The following is a 15,823-nucleotide window of genomic DNA, read 5'->3' as shown; positions in this document are numbered from 1 at the left end:
CGCCCGTGCCGGAAACGGTCGATCTGCTGCCGCTGGCCGTCGTCATCCCGCTGATCGGTGCCGTGCTGCTCACCCTCGGCGGCCGGCTGCTGCCCCGGCCGGCGATCGACGCGCTGGCGACCGCGTTCGCCGTCCTGTCCACCGCGGAGCTGGCCCTGCTCTGGGCTCGGGCCGGCGACGGCCGGGTGGTGTCGTGGGCCGGCGGCTGGACGGTGCACGGCGGGCGGAGCGTGGGCATCGTGCTGGTCGGCGACCGGCTCGGCATCGGCATGGCGCTGCTCGCGGCGGCGCTGATCCTGGCCGCGCTCGTCTACTCCTGGCAGTACTTCGACGAGCCGCCGCGCGGGCACGGCGGCACGTTTCCGGCGCTGCTGCTGCTCTTCGAGGCGGGCATGTGCGGATTCGCCCTGACCGGCGACCTGTTCGACGCCTTCGTGTTCTTCGAGCTGATGGGGGTGGTCGCCTACGCGCTGACCGGCTACCGGATCGAGGACCCGCGCCCGCTGCACGGCGCCCTGACCTTCGGCGTCGTCAACTCGCTGGCCGCCTACTGCTCGCTGCTCGGCATCGGCCTGCTCTACGCCCGCACCGGCGAGCTCGGCATGGCCCAGACCGGGGCGGCGCTGGCCGGGCACCACGCGGACGCGCTGATCGTCACCGCGTTCGTCCTGGTGATGGCGAGCATGCTGGTGAAGTCGGCGACCGTGCCGTTCCACTTCTGGCTGCCGGACGCGCACGCGGTGGCGCCCAGCCCGGTCTGCATGCTGATGTCCGGCGTGATGGTGGAGCTCGGCGTGTACGGCACCGCCCGGATCTACCGCACGGTCTTCGCCGGCGCGGGCGGGGTGCCGGCCGCCGCGTTCACCCACACGATGGCGGCGCTCGGCGTGCTCACGGCGCTGGTCGGCGCGGTGATGTGCTGGCAGCAGCGGCACCTGAAGCGGCTGCTCGCCTTCTCCACCATCGCGCACACCGGGCTGTACCTGCTGGGCGTGAGCCTGCTCACCTCGGAGGCCACCGCGGGCACCGCGCTCTACGTGGCCGGCCACGCCGGGGTCAAGGCGGCGCTGTTCGGCCTGGTCGGCGTGCTGCTCGACCGGCACGGCTCGGTGGACGAGCACGGGCTGCACGGCCGCAGCCGGGACACCCCGGTGCAGGGCGGCCTCTTCCTGCTCGGCGGCCTCGCGCTGGCCGGGCTGCCGCCGTTCGGCACCGCGCTGGGCAAGGCGGTCGCGGAGCACGCGGCCGGCGGGTACGCGGGCTGGCTGCCCGCGGTCTACGTCCTGGTGTCCGCGGTGACCGGCGGCGCCGTGCTGCGCGCGGGGCTGCGGATCTTCGCCGGGGCCGGTCCCGTCCCGACCCGCAGCCACTCCGACAACGAGACCAGCGGCGAGGGCGAGGAGCCCGAGGTACGCGACCCCCGGCGGCCGGTGCCGCTGGTGATGACGGCGGTGCCCGCGGCGCTGCTGGCGGCGGGCCTGGCGGTCGGCGTCTGGCCCGGGGTCGGACGGGCCCTGGCCGGCGGTGCCCGCGCGTTCGAGGACCGCACCGGCTATCTGGCCCAGGTGCGCGGGCTGCCCGCCCCCGCCCTGCCGCACCCGCTGCCGGAGACGGCGTGGACGCTGCCGGGCGTGCTGCTCGGGCTGCTTTCCACCGTTCTGGCCGTCGCCCTGGCGGGTGCGGCCGTCTGGCTTCCCGGCCGGGCCGGCGCCGCCGTCCGGGCCGCCCGGGCCGGCGCCGGCGCGGCCGACCGCCGGCTGGTGCTGCCGCTGCGCCGGCTGCACTCGGGCCTGCTCGGCGACTACCTCACCTGGCTGACGGTGGGCCTCGCCGTGCTGCTGGTGGCGGTGGGCACCCAGATGTGACGCCGACGGCGGCCCCGCACCGGAAGACCCCGGGACGCGGGCCGGCCCCGTCGCACGGCGGGAGCAGCCGTGGGACGGGGCCGGCGGGCGACGCGGGGAGCGCCGGTGTCAGCGGCCGATCGAGTCGTGCTCGAAGCCGCCGAGGTCGAAGGCGCCCGTGTTGTGGTGGCCGGCGATGTGGCCGCTGACCTTGGTGATGCCCCACGGGCCACCGAGGTTGACCGCCTCGAACCCGGCGTTGCCACCCGTGTGCGAGTACTCGCCCGACGCCCAGCCGCCCGCGTCGTGCTGGGCGGAGTGGCCCATCGGCGCGGCGGAGGCGGTGCCGACGGCCAGGAAGCCGGCAGCGGTGGTGGCGGCGAGGGTGATGGCGATACGACGAAGCATGACACTCTCCTGTGAAGGGGGGTGGGTATGTGCCTTCACCCTCACCCGGTGCGCGCGGAGCCGCACTTCGGGGCGCACGAACGGGTGGCGGGCCGCCGCCATTCGGCCCCGGAGCCCCCGCGAGGCACCCGCCGGGGGCCTCCGCGAAGCCCCCTGCCCCCGCTAGCTGTATTGATCACGAGCGTTGTTGACACGTGTCGGGCTTGATCATGGCGAAGACCTCCGATGCAGTGGAGCTGTCTAGGACTGCACCGCATGGAGGTCTTCGTGTCCCACCGTAATGCCCGGCTGACCGTTCACGGCAGACGGCTGCTGGTTCAGCGGGTCGATGCCGGCCGGCCTGTGGCTCATGTGGCAGCCGAGATGGGAATCTCCCGGGCAACGGGCTACAAGTGGGTGAAGCGGTGGCGGGACGAGGGTGAGGCGGGTCTGGCCGACCGGCCGAGCAGACCCCGCACCACGCCGCACCGGACTGAGCCGGCTATCGAAGTGCGCGTGTGCGAATTGCGCCGGGAACGCAAGCTCGGGCCCGCCCGGATCGGCCCGGTCCTCGGCCTGCCGACATCGACGGTGCACCGGATCCTGACCCGGCACGGCCTGAACCGGCTGGCCTGGATGGACCGTCCGACCGGCACGGTGATCCGCCGCTACGAGCGGGACCGGCCGGGCGAGCTGGTCCACATCGACATCAAGAAACTCGGGAACATTCCCGACGGTGGCGGCCACCGCGTCATGGACCGCCAGGCCGGCGAGGCGAACCGCCAGGCCACCACACCCGCCCGCAGCCCCTCCGGCACCCCGAAGATCGGTTACAGCTTCATCCACACCGCCGTCGACGACCACTCCCGCCTGGCCTACAGCGAGATCCTGGGCGACGAGCGGAAAGAGACCGCCGTGGCCTTCTGGCAGCGGGCCCAGGCGTTCTACACCGGCCACGGGATCACCGTCGAGCGTGTCCTGACCGACAACGGCTCCTGCTACAAATCCCACGCCTGGCGCGACGCCCTGACCGCGGCCGGGATCACCCACAAACGAACCCGGCCCTACCGGCCCCAGACCAACGGGAAAGTAGAACGCTTCAACCGCACCCTGCTCGACGAATGGGCCTACCTCAAGCCCTACGCCAGCAACACCGAACGCACCGAAGCCTTCGCACCCTTCCTGCACGCTTACAACTACCATCGCTGCCACACCGCACTCGGAGGACAACCCCCGATCAGCCGTGTCAACAACCCTGCGGGTCAATACAGCTAGCTGCCGGCCTGCTCAAGCACCTCGCCCGCCGCGTCCTTGTGCAGCGCCACCCGCACCAGGGCGGCGGCCAGTACGGCCGGTTCGGTGCCGCCGGCCGCCCGGGTCAGCGCGCCGGGGTCCTCCGGCAGCCCGAGCAGCCCCGCGCCCTGGAGGTCTTGGCGTCCAGGTAGGGCGCGACCTCCGGCCAGACCTGCTGGACCTCGCGCAGGAAGATGTCGGCGCCGGTCGGCCCGACCCCGGGGAACTTCCGCAGCCCGCGGCGCAGTTCGGCCAGGTCCCCGTCCGCGCGGGCGCGCAGCTCGCGCAGGTCGCCGCCGTACTCTCTCAGCACCAGCTCCGCGCCCTCGCCGAGCCGGGTGGCGGTGCTCTCGTCATACCGCCGGTAGCCGCCCCGGCCGAGCGCGTCGACCCGCTGCTGCCAGGTGGCGCCGGCCATCCGGCGCGGGTCGCGCATCCCGGCCGCGGCCAGCTCCTTCGCGGTGGCGACCGCGATCTCCGCGCGGATCCTGGTGCTCAGCAGCCCGGCCAGCACGAGCAGCCGGTACAGCGGCTGCGGGGTGTCGCGCAGGGTGATGCCGGCCTCGGCGGCGTACGTGCGGCCGTGGGCCTGGACGAGTGCCTGGACGATCTTCTTCTGCGTCGGCCTGGTCATGGATGCCTCCACTTCCGATTCCGCCACGCCTTCCGCCCCGGCCCCTCGGGTACCCGGAGCGGGCGCCGTCAGTCGCCGCTGTCACTCGCCGTCGTGCGCCGCCCGCACGGTGGCGACCGTGTCGGCCTGCTCCGCCGTCTTGTCCTCGCGGTAGCGCAGCACCCGGGCGAAGCGCAGGGTCAGCCCGCCGGGGTAGCGGGTGGAGGCCTGCACCCCGTCGTAGGCGATCTCCACCACCAGCTCGGGGCGTACGGTGACCACATGGCCGTCGTCACTGACCGCGATCGAGCGCAGACGCTCCGTCTGCCAGTCGAGCAGCGCGTCGGTCAGGCCCTTGAACGTCTTGCCGAGCATGACGAACGAGCCGTCCTCGTCCCGCGCGCCCAGGTGCAGGTTGGACAGCTTGCCGGTGCGCCGGCCGTGCCCCCACTCGACCGCGAGCACCACCAGGTCGAGCGTGTGCACCGGCTTGACCTTCAGCCACGAGGCGCCGCGCCGCCCGGCCGCGTACGGGCCGCCGGCCGCCTTGACCACCACGCCCTCGTGGCCGCGGCGCAGCGTCCGCGCGAAGAAGTCGTCGGCGGCGCGCAGCTCCGCCTCGTCGGCCGGGTCGGCGACGGTCGCCCGGCGGACCCGCAGCTCGTCGGGCAGCAGCCGCTCCAGCACCTGGTGCCGTTCGCCGTACGGCAGGTCGAGCAGATCGCGGCCGTCTGCGTACAGCACGTCGAAGAAGACCGCGGAGACCGGCATCGCGCGGGCGGCGGCGGCCACGTCCACCCGGGAGCCGACCCGGCCCGCCGTCTCCTGGAACGGCCGCGGCCGGCCGTCCCGGTCGAGGGCCAGCACCTCGCCGTCCAGGATGAAGCGCTCGCCGTCGAGCGCCAGCACGGCCGCGGCGACCTCCGGCAGCCGGGCGGTGACGTCGTCCAGCGTCCGGGTGAAGATCCGCACCGCGGTGCCGTCCCGGTGCACCTGCACCCGGATGCCGTCGAGCTTCTCCTCCACCGCGCAGGCGCCCGCCTTCGCGACGGCCTCGGCCACCGATCCGGCGCTGCTCGCCAGCATCGGCAGCACCGGCTGCCCCAGGGTGAGCGAGAAGCCGGCCAGCGCCTCGGGGCCGCGGGCCAGCAGCGCCTGCGCCACCGGGTCGAGCGCGCCCGCCAGCATCACCGCGCGGCGGACGTCCGCGGGCGCGGCGCCGGTCGCCGCCGCCAGGCCCTCCGCGGCGGCCGCGTCCAGCGCGCCCTGCCGCACCTCGCCGCTGATCAGGCCGATCAGATACTCCTGCTCCGGCGCCGTGGCCGCGCCGAACAGATCCTGGAGCAGCGTGCGCCGCACGCCCTGCGATCCGGGACCGACGGCCGCGCCGACGGCGGTCAGCGCCGCATCGACCTCGGTCACCGTCAACGCGGGCTCCGGGGCGGGCGAGGCCCGGTCCCGCAGCGCGGCCCAGCCGACCCCGAGCCGGCCCTGCGGGAGCCGTCCCGCCAGGTAGGCGATGGCGATCGGCACGTCCTGCGGCCCGGTGGCCCGGAAGAACTCGGCCAGCAGCGCGGTCTTGCGGGACCGCGCGGAGGTGGCCGCGACCTCCCGCGAGACCCGGGCGACATCGGCGAAGAGCATGTTCCCATCCTGCGTCGCGACGGCCGGGAACGCGCGTGCGACACGCACTTAATCGAATGGATGTACGAGGAAGGAGTTAGGGTGGCGGACATGGAGCACCAGCAGGCATCACTGTTCGGCACCGGGGCACCGGCCCTCGGTGACCTGGGCGGAGTGCGGCGCACCGGCCTCGACCACGGCGCCTGGATCGACACCCTGCCCGGCTGGCTCAGCGGCGCCGACGAGCTGTTCGCGGAGCTGGCCGAGCGGGTGCCGTGGCGGGCCGAGCGGCGCCAGATGTACGACAACCTGGTCCCCGTACCGCGGCTGCTGGCCCACTACGGCGAGCGCGATCCGCTGCCCGACCCGCTGCTCGACCAGGCCCGCGACCGGCTCAGCGCGCACTACGGGGCCGAGCTCGGCGAGCCGTTCGCCACCGCTGGCCTGTGCTTCTACCGGGACGGGCAGGACAGCGTCGCCTGGCACGGCGACCGGACCGGCCGGGGCGCCAAGCAGGACACGATGGTGGCCATCCTCTCGCTCGGCGCCCCGCGCCCGCTGCTGCTGCGGCCCCGCGGCGGCGGCCCGACCATCCGCCGCCCGCTCGGCCACGGCGACCTGATCGTGATGGGCGGCTCCTGCCAGCGCACCTGGGACCACGCGATCCCCAAGACCCGGTCGGCGGTGGGCGGCCGGATCAGCATCCAGTTCCGGCCGCACAACGTGCGCTGAGCCCCGCATCGTGCACTGAACGGGGCTGCCCTCCGCGCGCCCTGGACCACCTCAGCGGCTCGACGTGTCGGCCCGGCGCCGGGAGGCACCCCGGCCCCTGCCGTCAGGGGCCGGGTCGCCCGAACCGCCGAAGATGTCCACCAGGGCGACCACCAGCGCCAGCGCCGCCAGGCCGGTCGCGGTGAGCAGGCCGAGCTGGAACGCGCCCGACCAGTCCGCGCCCCGGCTGTCCACCCGGGAGAAGAAGACCGACCCGACCGCCGCGATGCCGGCCGCGGACCCGATCCGCTGCGCGGTCTGCAGCACCCCGCCCGCACTGCCCGCCCGGGCCACCGGCACCTCGCTCAGGGTCAGCGTCTGGTTCGGCGCGATCACCAGACCGCTGCCGAGCCCGGCGAACAGCAGCGGGGCCGCGGTCGCCCAGCCGACCGAACTCGTCGAGTCCAGGTGCACCGCGAGCGCCGCCCCGAGCAGCCCGACCACCACCATCACCAGACCCGCCGCCACCAGGGGCCGGCCGACCCTGGTCACGATCCGGCCGCCGACGGCCGCCGCCGCCCCGGAACCCAGGGCGAACGGCATGATCGACAGGCCCGCCTCCAGCGCCGAGTACCCCTTACCGTTCTGCAGGTAGAGCGTGAGGATGAAGAAGATCGCGGTGAAACCGGCGAAGTACAGCAGCGACAGCAGCGTGCCGAGCCCGAAGGACCGCTCCCGGAACAGCCTCAGGTCCACCAGCGGCTCGTGCTCGCGGCTGTAGCGCCGCTCCCAGCCGACGAAGGCCGCCAGGATCAGCGCGGCCAGCGGCACGAGCAGCCACTTCAGGGCGCTCTTCCACTCCTGCTCCTGCACGAACGGCAGCAGCAGGACGACCGTCCCGACGCCGAGCAGGACGACGCCGAACGGGTCGAGGTCGCTGCGCCGCCGCCCGCCTTCTTCCTCGTCGGAGTCCTTCTCCGGCGGTCCCGGCAGCAGCCGGTGCGCCAGCGGCAGCGCGGCCAGTCCGATGGGCAGGTTCACGTAGAACACCCAGCGCCAGCCGTCCTGCGTGCCGAACGCCTGGATCAGCAGCCCGCCGAGCAGCGGGCCGATCGCCGTGGACACCCCGATGGTCGCGCCCAGCATGCCGAACGCCCGGCCGCGCTCGGCGCCGCGGAACATCTGCTGGATGAAGCCGGACACCTGCGGCACCAGGATGCCGCCCGCCATGCCTTGCAGCAGCCGGGCGACGACCAGCCACGTCTCGTTCTGCGCGGCACCGGCCAGCGCGCTGGTCGCGGTGAAGACCACCAGGCCGACCATGAACACCGCGCGCCGGCTGCGCACGTCACCGATCCGGCCGGACGGCACCAGCACCAGGCCGAAGGTCAGCGCGTAACCCGACAGCACCCACTGCAGGCCGCCCTGCGAGGCGTCCAGCCCGCTGCGGATGGACGGCAGCGCCACATTGACGATGCTCACGTCCAGCAGGGTCATGAAGCTCGCGGTCAGGCACACCGCGAGCGCCGGCCAGCGGTGGTCGCGCTCCCGCCCGCCCCGGCCGGAGTCCTCGCGCGGTGCGGAGGGTGCGGACGATGCGCTCATGCGGTGCCCTCTTCCTGGTCTGCCCCCGCCGTGTCGGCCGCCGCCGGTGCCGCGGCGGCGCTCTGCCCGTCCGCAGGCACGGGTGCCCGGAAAGTCCGCCTCGCATGCGCGTCCGCACACCGCGGTCCGCAGTTCGGGCGGTGCGATCGCCCGTGCGGGGTAGGCGGCCGCACATGACGACTGACCCCGCGGACGCGTCCGGCACATCCGACGCGTCCGGAAGCTCCGGCCCGACGCTCGGCGTCGAGGAGGAGTACCTGCTGCTCGACCGCCGGACCTGGCTGCCGTCGCCGCGCGCGCCCCAGGTGCAGGCCGCCGCCGACCTGGAGTACCGGCTCGGCCCCGACGAGGTGGACGACGAGCTGCTCCAGGCGCAGGTCGAGGTGGCCACTCCGGTGTGCGGCTCGCTGGCGGAGGTGGCCGGCCACCTGGACCGGTTCCGTACGGCGGTGGCCACCGCGGCCGGCCGGGCCGGCTGCCTGCTGGCCGCCACCGGCGCCGCCCCCTTCGCCTCCGACGAGGAGGTGCCGGTCACCGAGAACCCCCGCTACCGGCTGATGCGCGCCGACGCCGCCCAGCTGGTGGACGAGCAGCTGATCACCGGCATGCACATCCATGTCGCGGTGCCCGACCGGTCGGCCGGCGCCGCCGCACTGGGGCGGCTGCGGCCGTGGCTGCCGGTGCTGGTCGCGCTGGGCGCGAACTCGCCGTTCTGGAACGGCCGCGACACCGGGTTCGGCAGTTGGCGGACGGTGGTCTTCGGCCGCTGGCCGGTCAGCGGCTCGCCGCCGTTCACCACCGACGCCAAGGAGTACGAGGAGCGGGCCGACGCGCTGCTCGCCACCGGCGTGATCCGGGACCGCCACCAGCTCTACTGGCACGCCCGGCTCTCCGACGAGTACCCCACACTGGAGGTCCGCGCCCCCGACGTGCAGCTGGACACCGCGAGCGCGGTGACGCTTGCCGGCATATCCCGCGCCCTGGTGGTGACGGCGCTGCGCGAGACCCGCGAGGGGGCCCCGGCGCTCGACCCGCCGGGCAGCATCGTCTACGCGGCCGGCTGGCACGCGGCCCGGCACGGCCTGGACGCCGACCTCGTCCACCCGCTGTCCGGCGTCCCCGCGCCGGCCGCCGAGGTGGCCGATGCCCTGCTCGAACACCTCGCCCCCGCCCTGGACGAGCTCGGCGACACCCGGCGGGTGACCGACGGGGTGCGGCAGTTGCTGGAGGAGGGCACCGGCGCCGCCCGGCAGCGCCGCGCGCTGCGCGACGGCGGCCTCGAAGGGCTGCTCGGAGTGATCGCCCCGCAGGCCCGCGGCACCGCGCCCGCGACCGGTCCCGGGGAGGATCCGGGCGGCGCCGGTGACGCGCCGGATCGGCCGTGATGGGGGACAGTGGTGACGGGTGGACCGACCGTTTCCGCTCCTGGCCGCCGGGTAGGCGCCAGCCCGAGGAAGCCGACACAGGCGAGCAAGAGGAGACCGAGCCGCACACGGCGTTCCGGGGCGCCCGGGACGGAGAGGACGTGGTGACCGTGCGAACCGCATTCCTGGCGGCGCCTGCGGGTGTCGGGCAGATCGAGCCGACGTCCGCGTGGCAGCCGCTGTCCGCGGCCGGCGAGACCCAGCGGCCGGTGCCCACCACGTCCGGCACCGTCCCGGCCCTCCACCGGGCCGTGCCGCGTGAAGTGGGAGCGAGCGCATGACCGATCAGGGCGAGATGGGCGACGACGTCTACCAGCCGGACGGCTCCGAGATCCAGGAGGACGCCGGACCGCTGGAGCCGGAGGACACCCTTGAGGACCGGGGCCTGTCCGACGTGCTCGACGAGGGCTACTCCCCGCCGGAGCGCCCGCGCGCGGTGGAGGACACCGGCACCACGGCCGCCGAGCAGCACGACGGCGAGTCGCTGGACTCCCGGCTGGCCAGGGAGCGGCCGGACACCCCGCCGTACAGCGGCGACGGGCTCGGCGACAACCCCGACTCCGACGGCGAACTGCTCGACTCCGAGGTGGGCGACGCCCGCTCCGGCCGGCTGGTCGGCCCGGACGAGGGAACGCGGGACCGCGACGAGGCGACGGCAGGCGACGGCACGGCCGGCGAGGACGTCGGCATCGACGGCGGCGCCGCCTCCGCCGAGGAGGCCGCGGTGCACATCGTGGACGACCCGGAGTGGTCGGACGCGGAGGACGACGGCTGACCGGACCGGCAGCCGCGCCGGACGGCGGGAAGCGTGCGAGGCGACACAGACGAGGAGCCGGTGACATGAGCCATGTGAGCGAGCAGCCGCAGGAGCGCCAACCCCAGGAGCCGCAGCCGGGGGAGCCGGGCGGCCCCGGCACCCACCCGCGGATCAGCGGACCGCACAACATCCTCAACCAGAGCGTGCGGTTCGACGAGGCCGGCCAGGTCGCGGCCGACGACGCCGCCTCGCCGCACTACCCGCCGGGGTACACCGCCGGCCTGTCGTACCGGATCATCCAGTCCGGTGACCGGCTGCGGCAGCTGATCGACGAGATGCGCAACCACGGCGTCCCCGGCCCGGCCGAGCTGCGCCCGCTCGCCGACGGCTTCCGCCGGCACGTCGCCGCCGCCAACAGCACCGCCCGCGACGCCCTGGAGCAGCACGGCCCGCACATCGCCCAGCCGGTCCGCCGGGACCGCGAGGAGGGCGACCAGCTGGTACGGATGCTGGACGCGATGATCGCCGGCGCGCCGCCCGAGGGAACGTACGCGCTGACCGCGGGCGGGGTGGTCGCCGACATCGACCAGTACCTGGTGCACGAGCGGCGGGATCTGATCCCGCTGATCGACCGCGAACTGCCGCTGGGCGAGAGCGAGCACCTGGCGGGCCGCTTCAACGACTGACGGCGCGGCATACTGGAGTGATGATCACAGCAACCTGGAACGGTGAGGTCATCGCGCAGAGCGACGAGACCCAGTTGGTCGAGGGCAACCACTACTTCCCGCCGGACTCGGTGCGCACCGAGTTCTTCAAGCCGTCCGAGATGACGTCGGTCTGCCCGTGGAAGGGCGGCGCCTCCTACTACACGCTCAGCGTCAACGGCGCGGAGAACGCCGACGCGGCCTGGTACTACCCGGCCCCGAAGGAGAAGGCCGCGCACATCAAGGACCATGTCGCGTTCTGGCGCGGGGTGGACATCTCGGAGGGATGACCCGCGCGCCCGGCGTGGCCGGCCGCCTCCGCAGGGTGCCGTAGGGCAGTGTCATCGTCACCACACCAACCACAGCGGTCACTTCGACCGCACCGGTGACGCGACGACACTCGGCGGAGGCGGCACGCATGGACGGGCGAGGGCAGGGACCGGCGTACGGCCGCGACGGACGGCGCCGGGTGCGGCGCGGCGGGCGCGGCGGCGCGCTCGCCGTCGCGCTGCTCGCGGCGGCCACCGCGGTCACCGCACTGACCGGGGCCGCACCGGCCGGCGCCGGCGGCACGGCGGGCAAGTCCGCCGCGCACCCGCCCGGTTGGCAGAGCCGGCAGGCGGCGGGCCCGCGGCGTGACGAGGAACTGCGCGCGGTGGCCGCCCGCGGCCCGGGGGACGCCTGGTCGGCCGGCTACCGCGAGGAGCCCTCCGGTCTCGACGTGCCGGTCGCCGAGCACTTCGACGGCTTCGGCTGGCACGCCACCGCCGGGCTCGGCCACCTGGCGGGCGGCACCCGGATCGGCCAGCTCGACGACGTACTCCCGCTGCGGCGCACCGACGTGTGGGCGGTGGGCAGTTGGAACGACCAGCCGGCCCATCAGGACCGCTCGCTGGCCGAGCACTGGGACGGCCGGGCCTGGCGGGAGGTCGCGCTGCCGGCCGAGCCCGCCGACCGCTCCGCCTACCCCTCGGCGCTCGCCGGAGTCCGGCGCGACGACGTATGGGCGGTCGGCACCACCGCGCAGGACCGGATCGGCACGCCCAAGCCGCTGGCCTACCACTGGAACGGCCGCGCCTGGTCGTCGGTCGCCACCCCGGAGCCCGGCGGCGACGCGCTGCTGCTCGACGCCGCCGCGGACGGGCGCGGCACGGTCTGGGCGGTCGGCACCGTCTACGACGCGCAGGGCGCCGGGCGCCCGCTGACCGAGCGCTGGGACGGCCGGAGCTGGCGGATCGTGCCCGCGCCGCACACCGCGGGGCGCGGCGAGTCGCTGGAGAGCGTCGCCGTCCTCGCCCCTGACGACGTGTGGGCGGTGGGCGTGTCCAGCACGCCGGACGGCACGCCGCGGCCGCTGGCGCTGCACTGGAACGGCCGTACCTGGTCCGCGGTCGCGGTGCCCGACGTGCCGGTCGACCTGCACGCGGTCACCGCCTACGGCCGGCACGTCCTGATCGCCCTCGGGGAGCGGCAGGGCGCGGCCACCCCGGCGTACACGATGCGCTGGGACGGCGGCCGCTGGCTTCCGGAACCCGCCGCCACCGACCCGGCGGGCGCCGGCGCCTCGCTGTTCGGGGTGGCCGCGGTGCCGCATCCGCACCCCGGCGGCCCGTCGGCGTGGGCGGTCGGCTCGACGCTGCCGCGGTTCGACCCGCCGTGGCGGCCGATCGTGCAGGCGTACACGACCGGGAGGTGACGGGCGGCGCCTTGGGGCCCGGGCTCGTGAAGGGCTCCTGACGCCCGGGCTCCTGACGCCCGGGCGCGGGAAAACGCCTTGATCCGGGCCCGGTCGGGTGACGATCATGCAGGCATGGGACGCACGGGACGCACCTTCGAGGATCTGGTGGCCGAGGCCGACGCGGTGTCCGTGGACGGCTGGGACTTCTCCTGGCTGGACGGGCGGGCCACCGAGCAGCGGCCCTCCTGGGGCTACCAGCGCGCGCTGGGCGAGCGGCTGGCCCGCGCCTCGGCGGCCCTGGACATCCAGACCGGCGGCGGCGAGGTCGTCGCCGGGGTGCCGGAGCTGCCCCCGCTGATGGCCGTCACCGAGTCCTGGCCGCCGAACGTGGCCAAGGCCACCGCGCTGCTGCACCCCAGGGGCGCGGTGGTGGTCGCGGACGCCGACGAGCCGCCGCTGCCCTTCGCCGACGAGGCGTTCGACCTGGTGAGCAGCCGCCATCCGGTGACGGTGTGGTGGCAAGAGATCGCCCGGGTGTTGCGGCCCGGCGGTACGTACTTCGCCCAGCACGTCGGCCCGGCCAGCGTCTTCGAACTGGTGGAGTTCTTCCTCGGCCCGCTGCCCGAGGAGAGCCGCAAGGGGCGGCACCCGGACCTGGCCAGGGCGGGGGCGCGGGCGGCCGGGCTCGAAGTGGCCGATCTGCGCGCCGAGTCGCTGCGGATCGAGTTCCTCGACATCGGCGCGGTGGTCTACTTCCTGCGCAAGGTGATCTGGATGGTGCCCGGCTTCACCGTGGCCGCCCACCGCGACCGGCTGCTGGCGCTGCACGAGCTGATCCAGGAGCGCGGCCCGTTCGTCGCGCACTCCGCCCGCTACCTCATCGAGGCCCGGAAGCCTGCCTGAACGGACGCGGCCCGGGGGCGTAGTAGGACAGGAACATGTCGACGCCGCCGGTCGTCATCCGGTCCGCGGTCTCGTCGTCGATCTCGGCGCCGTACGTGCTGAACACCAGGTGCGGGAAGACCAGCAGCGAGTAGAACTGCAGCACCGCGAGCTCGGTGTCGGGGATGTCGAGCCGGCCGGCCGCGGCCAGCCGCTCCAGCGCGGCGCCGACCGCCGGGTGGTGCAGCAGCGGGCCGCCGCCGTGCTGCCAGGCGTCGTGCAGCTCGGGGAAGCGGTGTGCCTCGCGGGCCACCAGGTTGCGCATCGCGAGCATCTCGGGGTTGTTGCGCAGGTTGTCCACCCAGGCGCGGGCGGTGCTGACGAACGCCGTCCGCAGGTCCTCGCCGTCGGCCAGGAGGCCGGCCGGGCCGCCCAGCGCGTCGCCGAGCGGCGCGTCGATCGAGTCCTTGATCACCTCGATGAACAGCGCCTGCTTGCTGCCGAAGTGGTTGTAGACGGTCACCTTCGAGACGCCGGCCCGGGCGGCGATCAGGTCCATGCCGGCGTCGAAGCCGTCCGCCAGGAAGACCGCGCGGGCCGCCTCGACGATCGCCCGCCGCTTGCGCTCGGCGCGCGGACCGGCCGGCGGCCGCTTCGCCGGGTCCCCGCCGGAGTCCTTCCGGCTGTTCCCACCTGGTGTGCCTGCCGCATGGTCCGTCCGGTGCGTCGTGCTCATGGCCTGGAGTCTACGCCGAACTGAACTGAACCGTTGAGTTCACCTGTACTGTTCCGTACAGTTCAGTTCAGTAAGAGCCTCCGACCAAGGCCCCTCCGACTCTCGAGGATGCGATCTGCCATGTCCCACTCCGCCCTCGGCGCCCCGCACGCGCCGGAACACGACCACGGCCGCCCGGCCGCCGACCGGCGCCGCTGGGTGGTGCTCACGCTGCTCTGCCTCGGCCAGTTCATGCTGATCCTGGACGTCACGGTGGTGAACGTCGCGCTGCCCGACATCGCGGCCGACCTCCACCTCGACCGCGCCACCCTGACCTGGGTGGTCACCTCCTACACGCTGTGCTTCGGCGGCCTGATGCTGCTCGGCGGCCGGCTCGCCGACACGTTCGGCGCCCGCCGCACCCTGCTGACCGGCCTCACCGTCTTCACCGCGGCCTCGCTGACCGCGGCGCTGGCCGGCGGTGCGGGCGTCCTGCTCGGCGCCCGGATGGCACAGGGCGTCGGCGCCGCGCTGCTCTCACCGTCCGCGCTCGCGCTGGTCACCACCACCTTCCACGGCCCGGAGCGGGCCAAGGCGCTCGGCGTGTGGGCGGGCATCGGCGGCACCGGCTCCGCCGTCGGCGTGCTGCTCGGCGGCGCGCTCACCAGCGGGCCCGGCTGGAGCTGGATCTTCTACGTCAACGTGCCGGTAGGCGTGCTGATCCTGGCGCTGCTGCCCCGGCTGGTGCCGGCCGGGCCGCGGCGGCCGGCCCCGCTTGACATACCCGGCGCGCTGCTCGTCACGGCCGGCACCGCCGGGCTGATCTACGGCCTGGTCAAGGCAGGCGACGCGGGCTGGGGCGCCCCCGCCACCCTGCTGCCGCTGGCCGGCGCGGCGCTCTGCTACGCCGGCTTCGCGGTGGTGGAGCGGGCCGGCCGGGCCCCGCTGATGGACGTGACGATGCTGACCCGGCGGCCGGTGCTGGGCGGCGCGCTGCTGATGCTGGTCGCCACCGCGCTGCTGATCTCGGCGTTCTTCCTCGGCTCGGTCTACCTCCAGCACGTGCGGGGCTTCAGCGCGGTGCGCACCGGTCTGGTCTTCCTGCCGGTCGCCATCGGCACCGGGATCGGCGCGCACCTCGCGAGCCGGCTGCTCGGCCACCTCGGCGGCCGGACCACCGCGGTCGCCGGGATGGCGGTCGCGGCGGCCGGGATCGCCCCGCTCGGCGGCCTCGACGGCGGCACCGGGGTCTACTCGGTGCTGATGCCCTGCCTGGCGGTGGCCGCGTTCGGCCTGGGCGCGGTGCTGGTCACCGCCGTGACGATGGCGATGGCGATGGTCGAACCGGGGGAGTCGGGGCTCGCCTCGGCGGTGGTCAACACCTTCCACGAGGTGGGCGGTTCTGTCGGGGTGGCCGTGGTGTCCACGGTGGCCGCCGGCGGGATCGAGGCGGGCGTGCCCGGCGGGTTCGGGCGCGCCTTCGTGGTGGCCGCGGTGGCGGCGGGCGTGGCGGCCGTGCTCGCCGTCGGCCTTGTCCCGTCAGACCGGCCGCAGATCGTCGGCGGGCCGCACGGGGCGCACTGACGT

15 protein-coding genes and 1 pseudogene are annotated in these 15,823 nt (G+C 74.8%); 11 read left to right on the top strand and 5 right to left on the bottom strand.

The features are described from left to right. Window positions 1-5: 5 nt before the first annotated feature. Window positions 6-1,865 (top strand): complex I subunit 5 family protein, encoded by a 1,860-nt coding sequence (locus ACQPW6_RS03575; RefSeq protein WP_433888048.1) that lies wholly within the window; start codon window positions 6-8, stop codon window positions 1,863-1,865. Window positions 1,866-1,973: 108 nt separating this feature from the next. Here ACQPW6_RS03575 and ACQPW6_RS03570 read toward each other — a convergent pair whose 3' ends face one another. After that, on the bottom strand, window positions 1,974-2,252 hold the full coding sequence (locus ACQPW6_RS03570; protein WP_433888047.1) for a hypothetical protein: 279 nt from the start codon (window positions 2,250-2,252) through the stop codon (window positions 1,974-1,976). Window positions 2,253-2,519: 267 nt separating this feature from the next. Between ACQPW6_RS03570 and ACQPW6_RS03565 the strand changes: the two genes are divergently transcribed. After that, window positions 2,520-3,506 carry an IS481 family transposase gene (locus tag ACQPW6_RS03565; protein ID WP_433894407.1) on the top strand — a complete coding sequence of 329 codons (987 nt, stop codon included), beginning with the start codon at window positions 2,520-2,522 and terminating at the stop codon, window positions 3,504-3,506. Here ACQPW6_RS03565 and ACQPW6_RS03560 read toward each other — a convergent pair. Together ACQPW6_RS03560 and ACQPW6_RS03555 are read right to left on the bottom strand one after the other, a co-directional pair. Next, a pseudogene (locus ACQPW6_RS03560) lies at window positions 3,503-4,158 on the bottom strand (endonuclease). The gene ACQPW6_RS03565 and the pseudogene ACQPW6_RS03560 sit on opposite strands and share 4 nt — an antisense overlap. 81 nt (window positions 4,159-4,239) lie before the next feature. Further along, the gene (locus ACQPW6_RS03555) at window positions 4,240-5,781 is read right to left on the bottom strand and encodes an ATP-dependent DNA ligase (protein ID WP_433888046.1); all 1,542 of its coding nucleotides are present in this window, start codon (window positions 5,779-5,781) and stop codon (window positions 4,240-4,242) included. A 90-nt stretch (window positions 5,782-5,871) separates the two neighbouring features. Here ACQPW6_RS03555 and ACQPW6_RS03550 point away from each other — a divergent pair, with 90 nt between their 5' ends. Then, window positions 5,872-6,492, top strand: coding sequence for an alpha-ketoglutarate-dependent dioxygenase AlkB (locus tag ACQPW6_RS03550; RefSeq protein ID WP_433894406.1), 621 nt, complete (start codon window positions 5,872-5,874; stop codon window positions 6,490-6,492). A 51-nt stretch (window positions 6,493-6,543) separates the two neighbouring features. Here the strand turns inward: ACQPW6_RS03550 and ACQPW6_RS03545 are convergent, their stop codons facing one another. Beyond that, a complete protein-coding gene (locus tag ACQPW6_RS03545) occupies window positions 6,544-8,076 on the bottom strand; it encodes an MFS transporter (RefSeq protein WP_433888045.1) in 1,533 nt (510 codons plus the stop codon). 173 nt (window positions 8,077-8,249) lie between these two features. Between ACQPW6_RS03545 and ACQPW6_RS03540 the strand changes: the two genes are divergently transcribed. From ACQPW6_RS03540 to ACQPW6_RS03510, 7 genes are all read left to right on the top strand, one after another. Then, on the top strand, window positions 8,250-9,461 hold the full coding sequence (locus ACQPW6_RS03540) for a carboxylate-amine ligase (protein WP_433888044.1): 1,212 nt from the start codon (window positions 8,250-8,252) through the stop codon (window positions 9,459-9,461). A 149-nt stretch (window positions 9,462-9,610) separates the two neighbouring features. Beyond that, complete coding sequence (locus ACQPW6_RS03535; RefSeq protein ID WP_433888043.1) at window positions 9,611-9,781, top strand: hypothetical protein; 171 nt, start codon at window positions 9,611-9,613, stop codon at window positions 9,779-9,781. Beyond that, window positions 9,778-10,275: a DUF5709 domain-containing protein gene (locus tag ACQPW6_RS03530; protein WP_433888042.1), complete on the top strand. Its 498-nt coding sequence runs from the start codon at window positions 9,778-9,780 to the stop codon at window positions 10,273-10,275. The genes ACQPW6_RS03535 and ACQPW6_RS03530 overlap by 4 nt, the downstream gene beginning before the upstream one ends. A gap of 65 nt (window positions 10,276-10,340) precedes the next feature. Beyond that, window positions 10,341-10,943 carry a hypothetical protein gene (locus tag ACQPW6_RS03525; protein WP_433888041.1) on the top strand — a complete coding sequence of 201 codons (603 nt, stop codon included), beginning with the start codon at window positions 10,341-10,343 and terminating at the stop codon, window positions 10,941-10,943. Window positions 10,944-10,963: 20 nt separating this feature from the next. After that, window positions 10,964-11,251, top strand: a complete 288-nt coding sequence (locus ACQPW6_RS03520) for a DUF427 domain-containing protein (RefSeq protein WP_433888040.1) — start codon at window positions 10,964-10,966, stop codon at window positions 11,249-11,251. 128 nt (window positions 11,252-11,379) lie between these two features. Beyond that, window positions 11,380-12,657 (top strand): hypothetical protein, encoded by a 1,278-nt coding sequence (locus ACQPW6_RS03515; RefSeq protein ID WP_433888039.1) that lies wholly within the window; start codon window positions 11,380-11,382, stop codon window positions 12,655-12,657. A 114-nt stretch (window positions 12,658-12,771) separates the two neighbouring features. Beyond that, on the top strand, window positions 12,772-13,542 hold the full coding sequence (locus ACQPW6_RS03510; protein WP_433888038.1) for a class I SAM-dependent methyltransferase: 771 nt from the start codon (window positions 12,772-12,774) through the stop codon (window positions 13,540-13,542). Here the strand turns inward: ACQPW6_RS03510 and ACQPW6_RS03505 are convergent. Then, window positions 13,517-14,257 carry a TetR/AcrR family transcriptional regulator gene (locus ACQPW6_RS03505; protein WP_433888037.1) on the bottom strand — a complete coding sequence of 247 codons (741 nt, stop codon included), beginning with the start codon at window positions 14,255-14,257 and terminating at the stop codon, window positions 13,517-13,519. The two genes, ACQPW6_RS03510 and ACQPW6_RS03505, sit on opposite strands and share 26 nt — an antisense overlap. Before the next feature lie 120 nt (window positions 14,258-14,377). On the opposite strand from ACQPW6_RS03505, the gene ACQPW6_RS03500 reads away from it, so the two are divergent. After that, window positions 14,378-15,820 (top strand): MFS transporter, encoded by a 1,443-nt coding sequence (locus tag ACQPW6_RS03500; protein ID WP_433888036.1) that lies wholly within the window; start codon window positions 14,378-14,380, stop codon window positions 15,818-15,820. The last annotated feature ends 3 nt before the right edge of the window (window positions 15,821-15,823 follow it).

The sequence above is a fragment of the Streptomyces sp. CA-111067 genome, from assembly GCF_050956065.1.
Taxonomy (GTDB): Bacteria; Actinomycetota; Actinomycetes; order Streptomycetales; family Streptomycetaceae; genus Actinacidiphila.
This window is presented reverse-complemented; position numbering and strand designations above follow the sequence as displayed.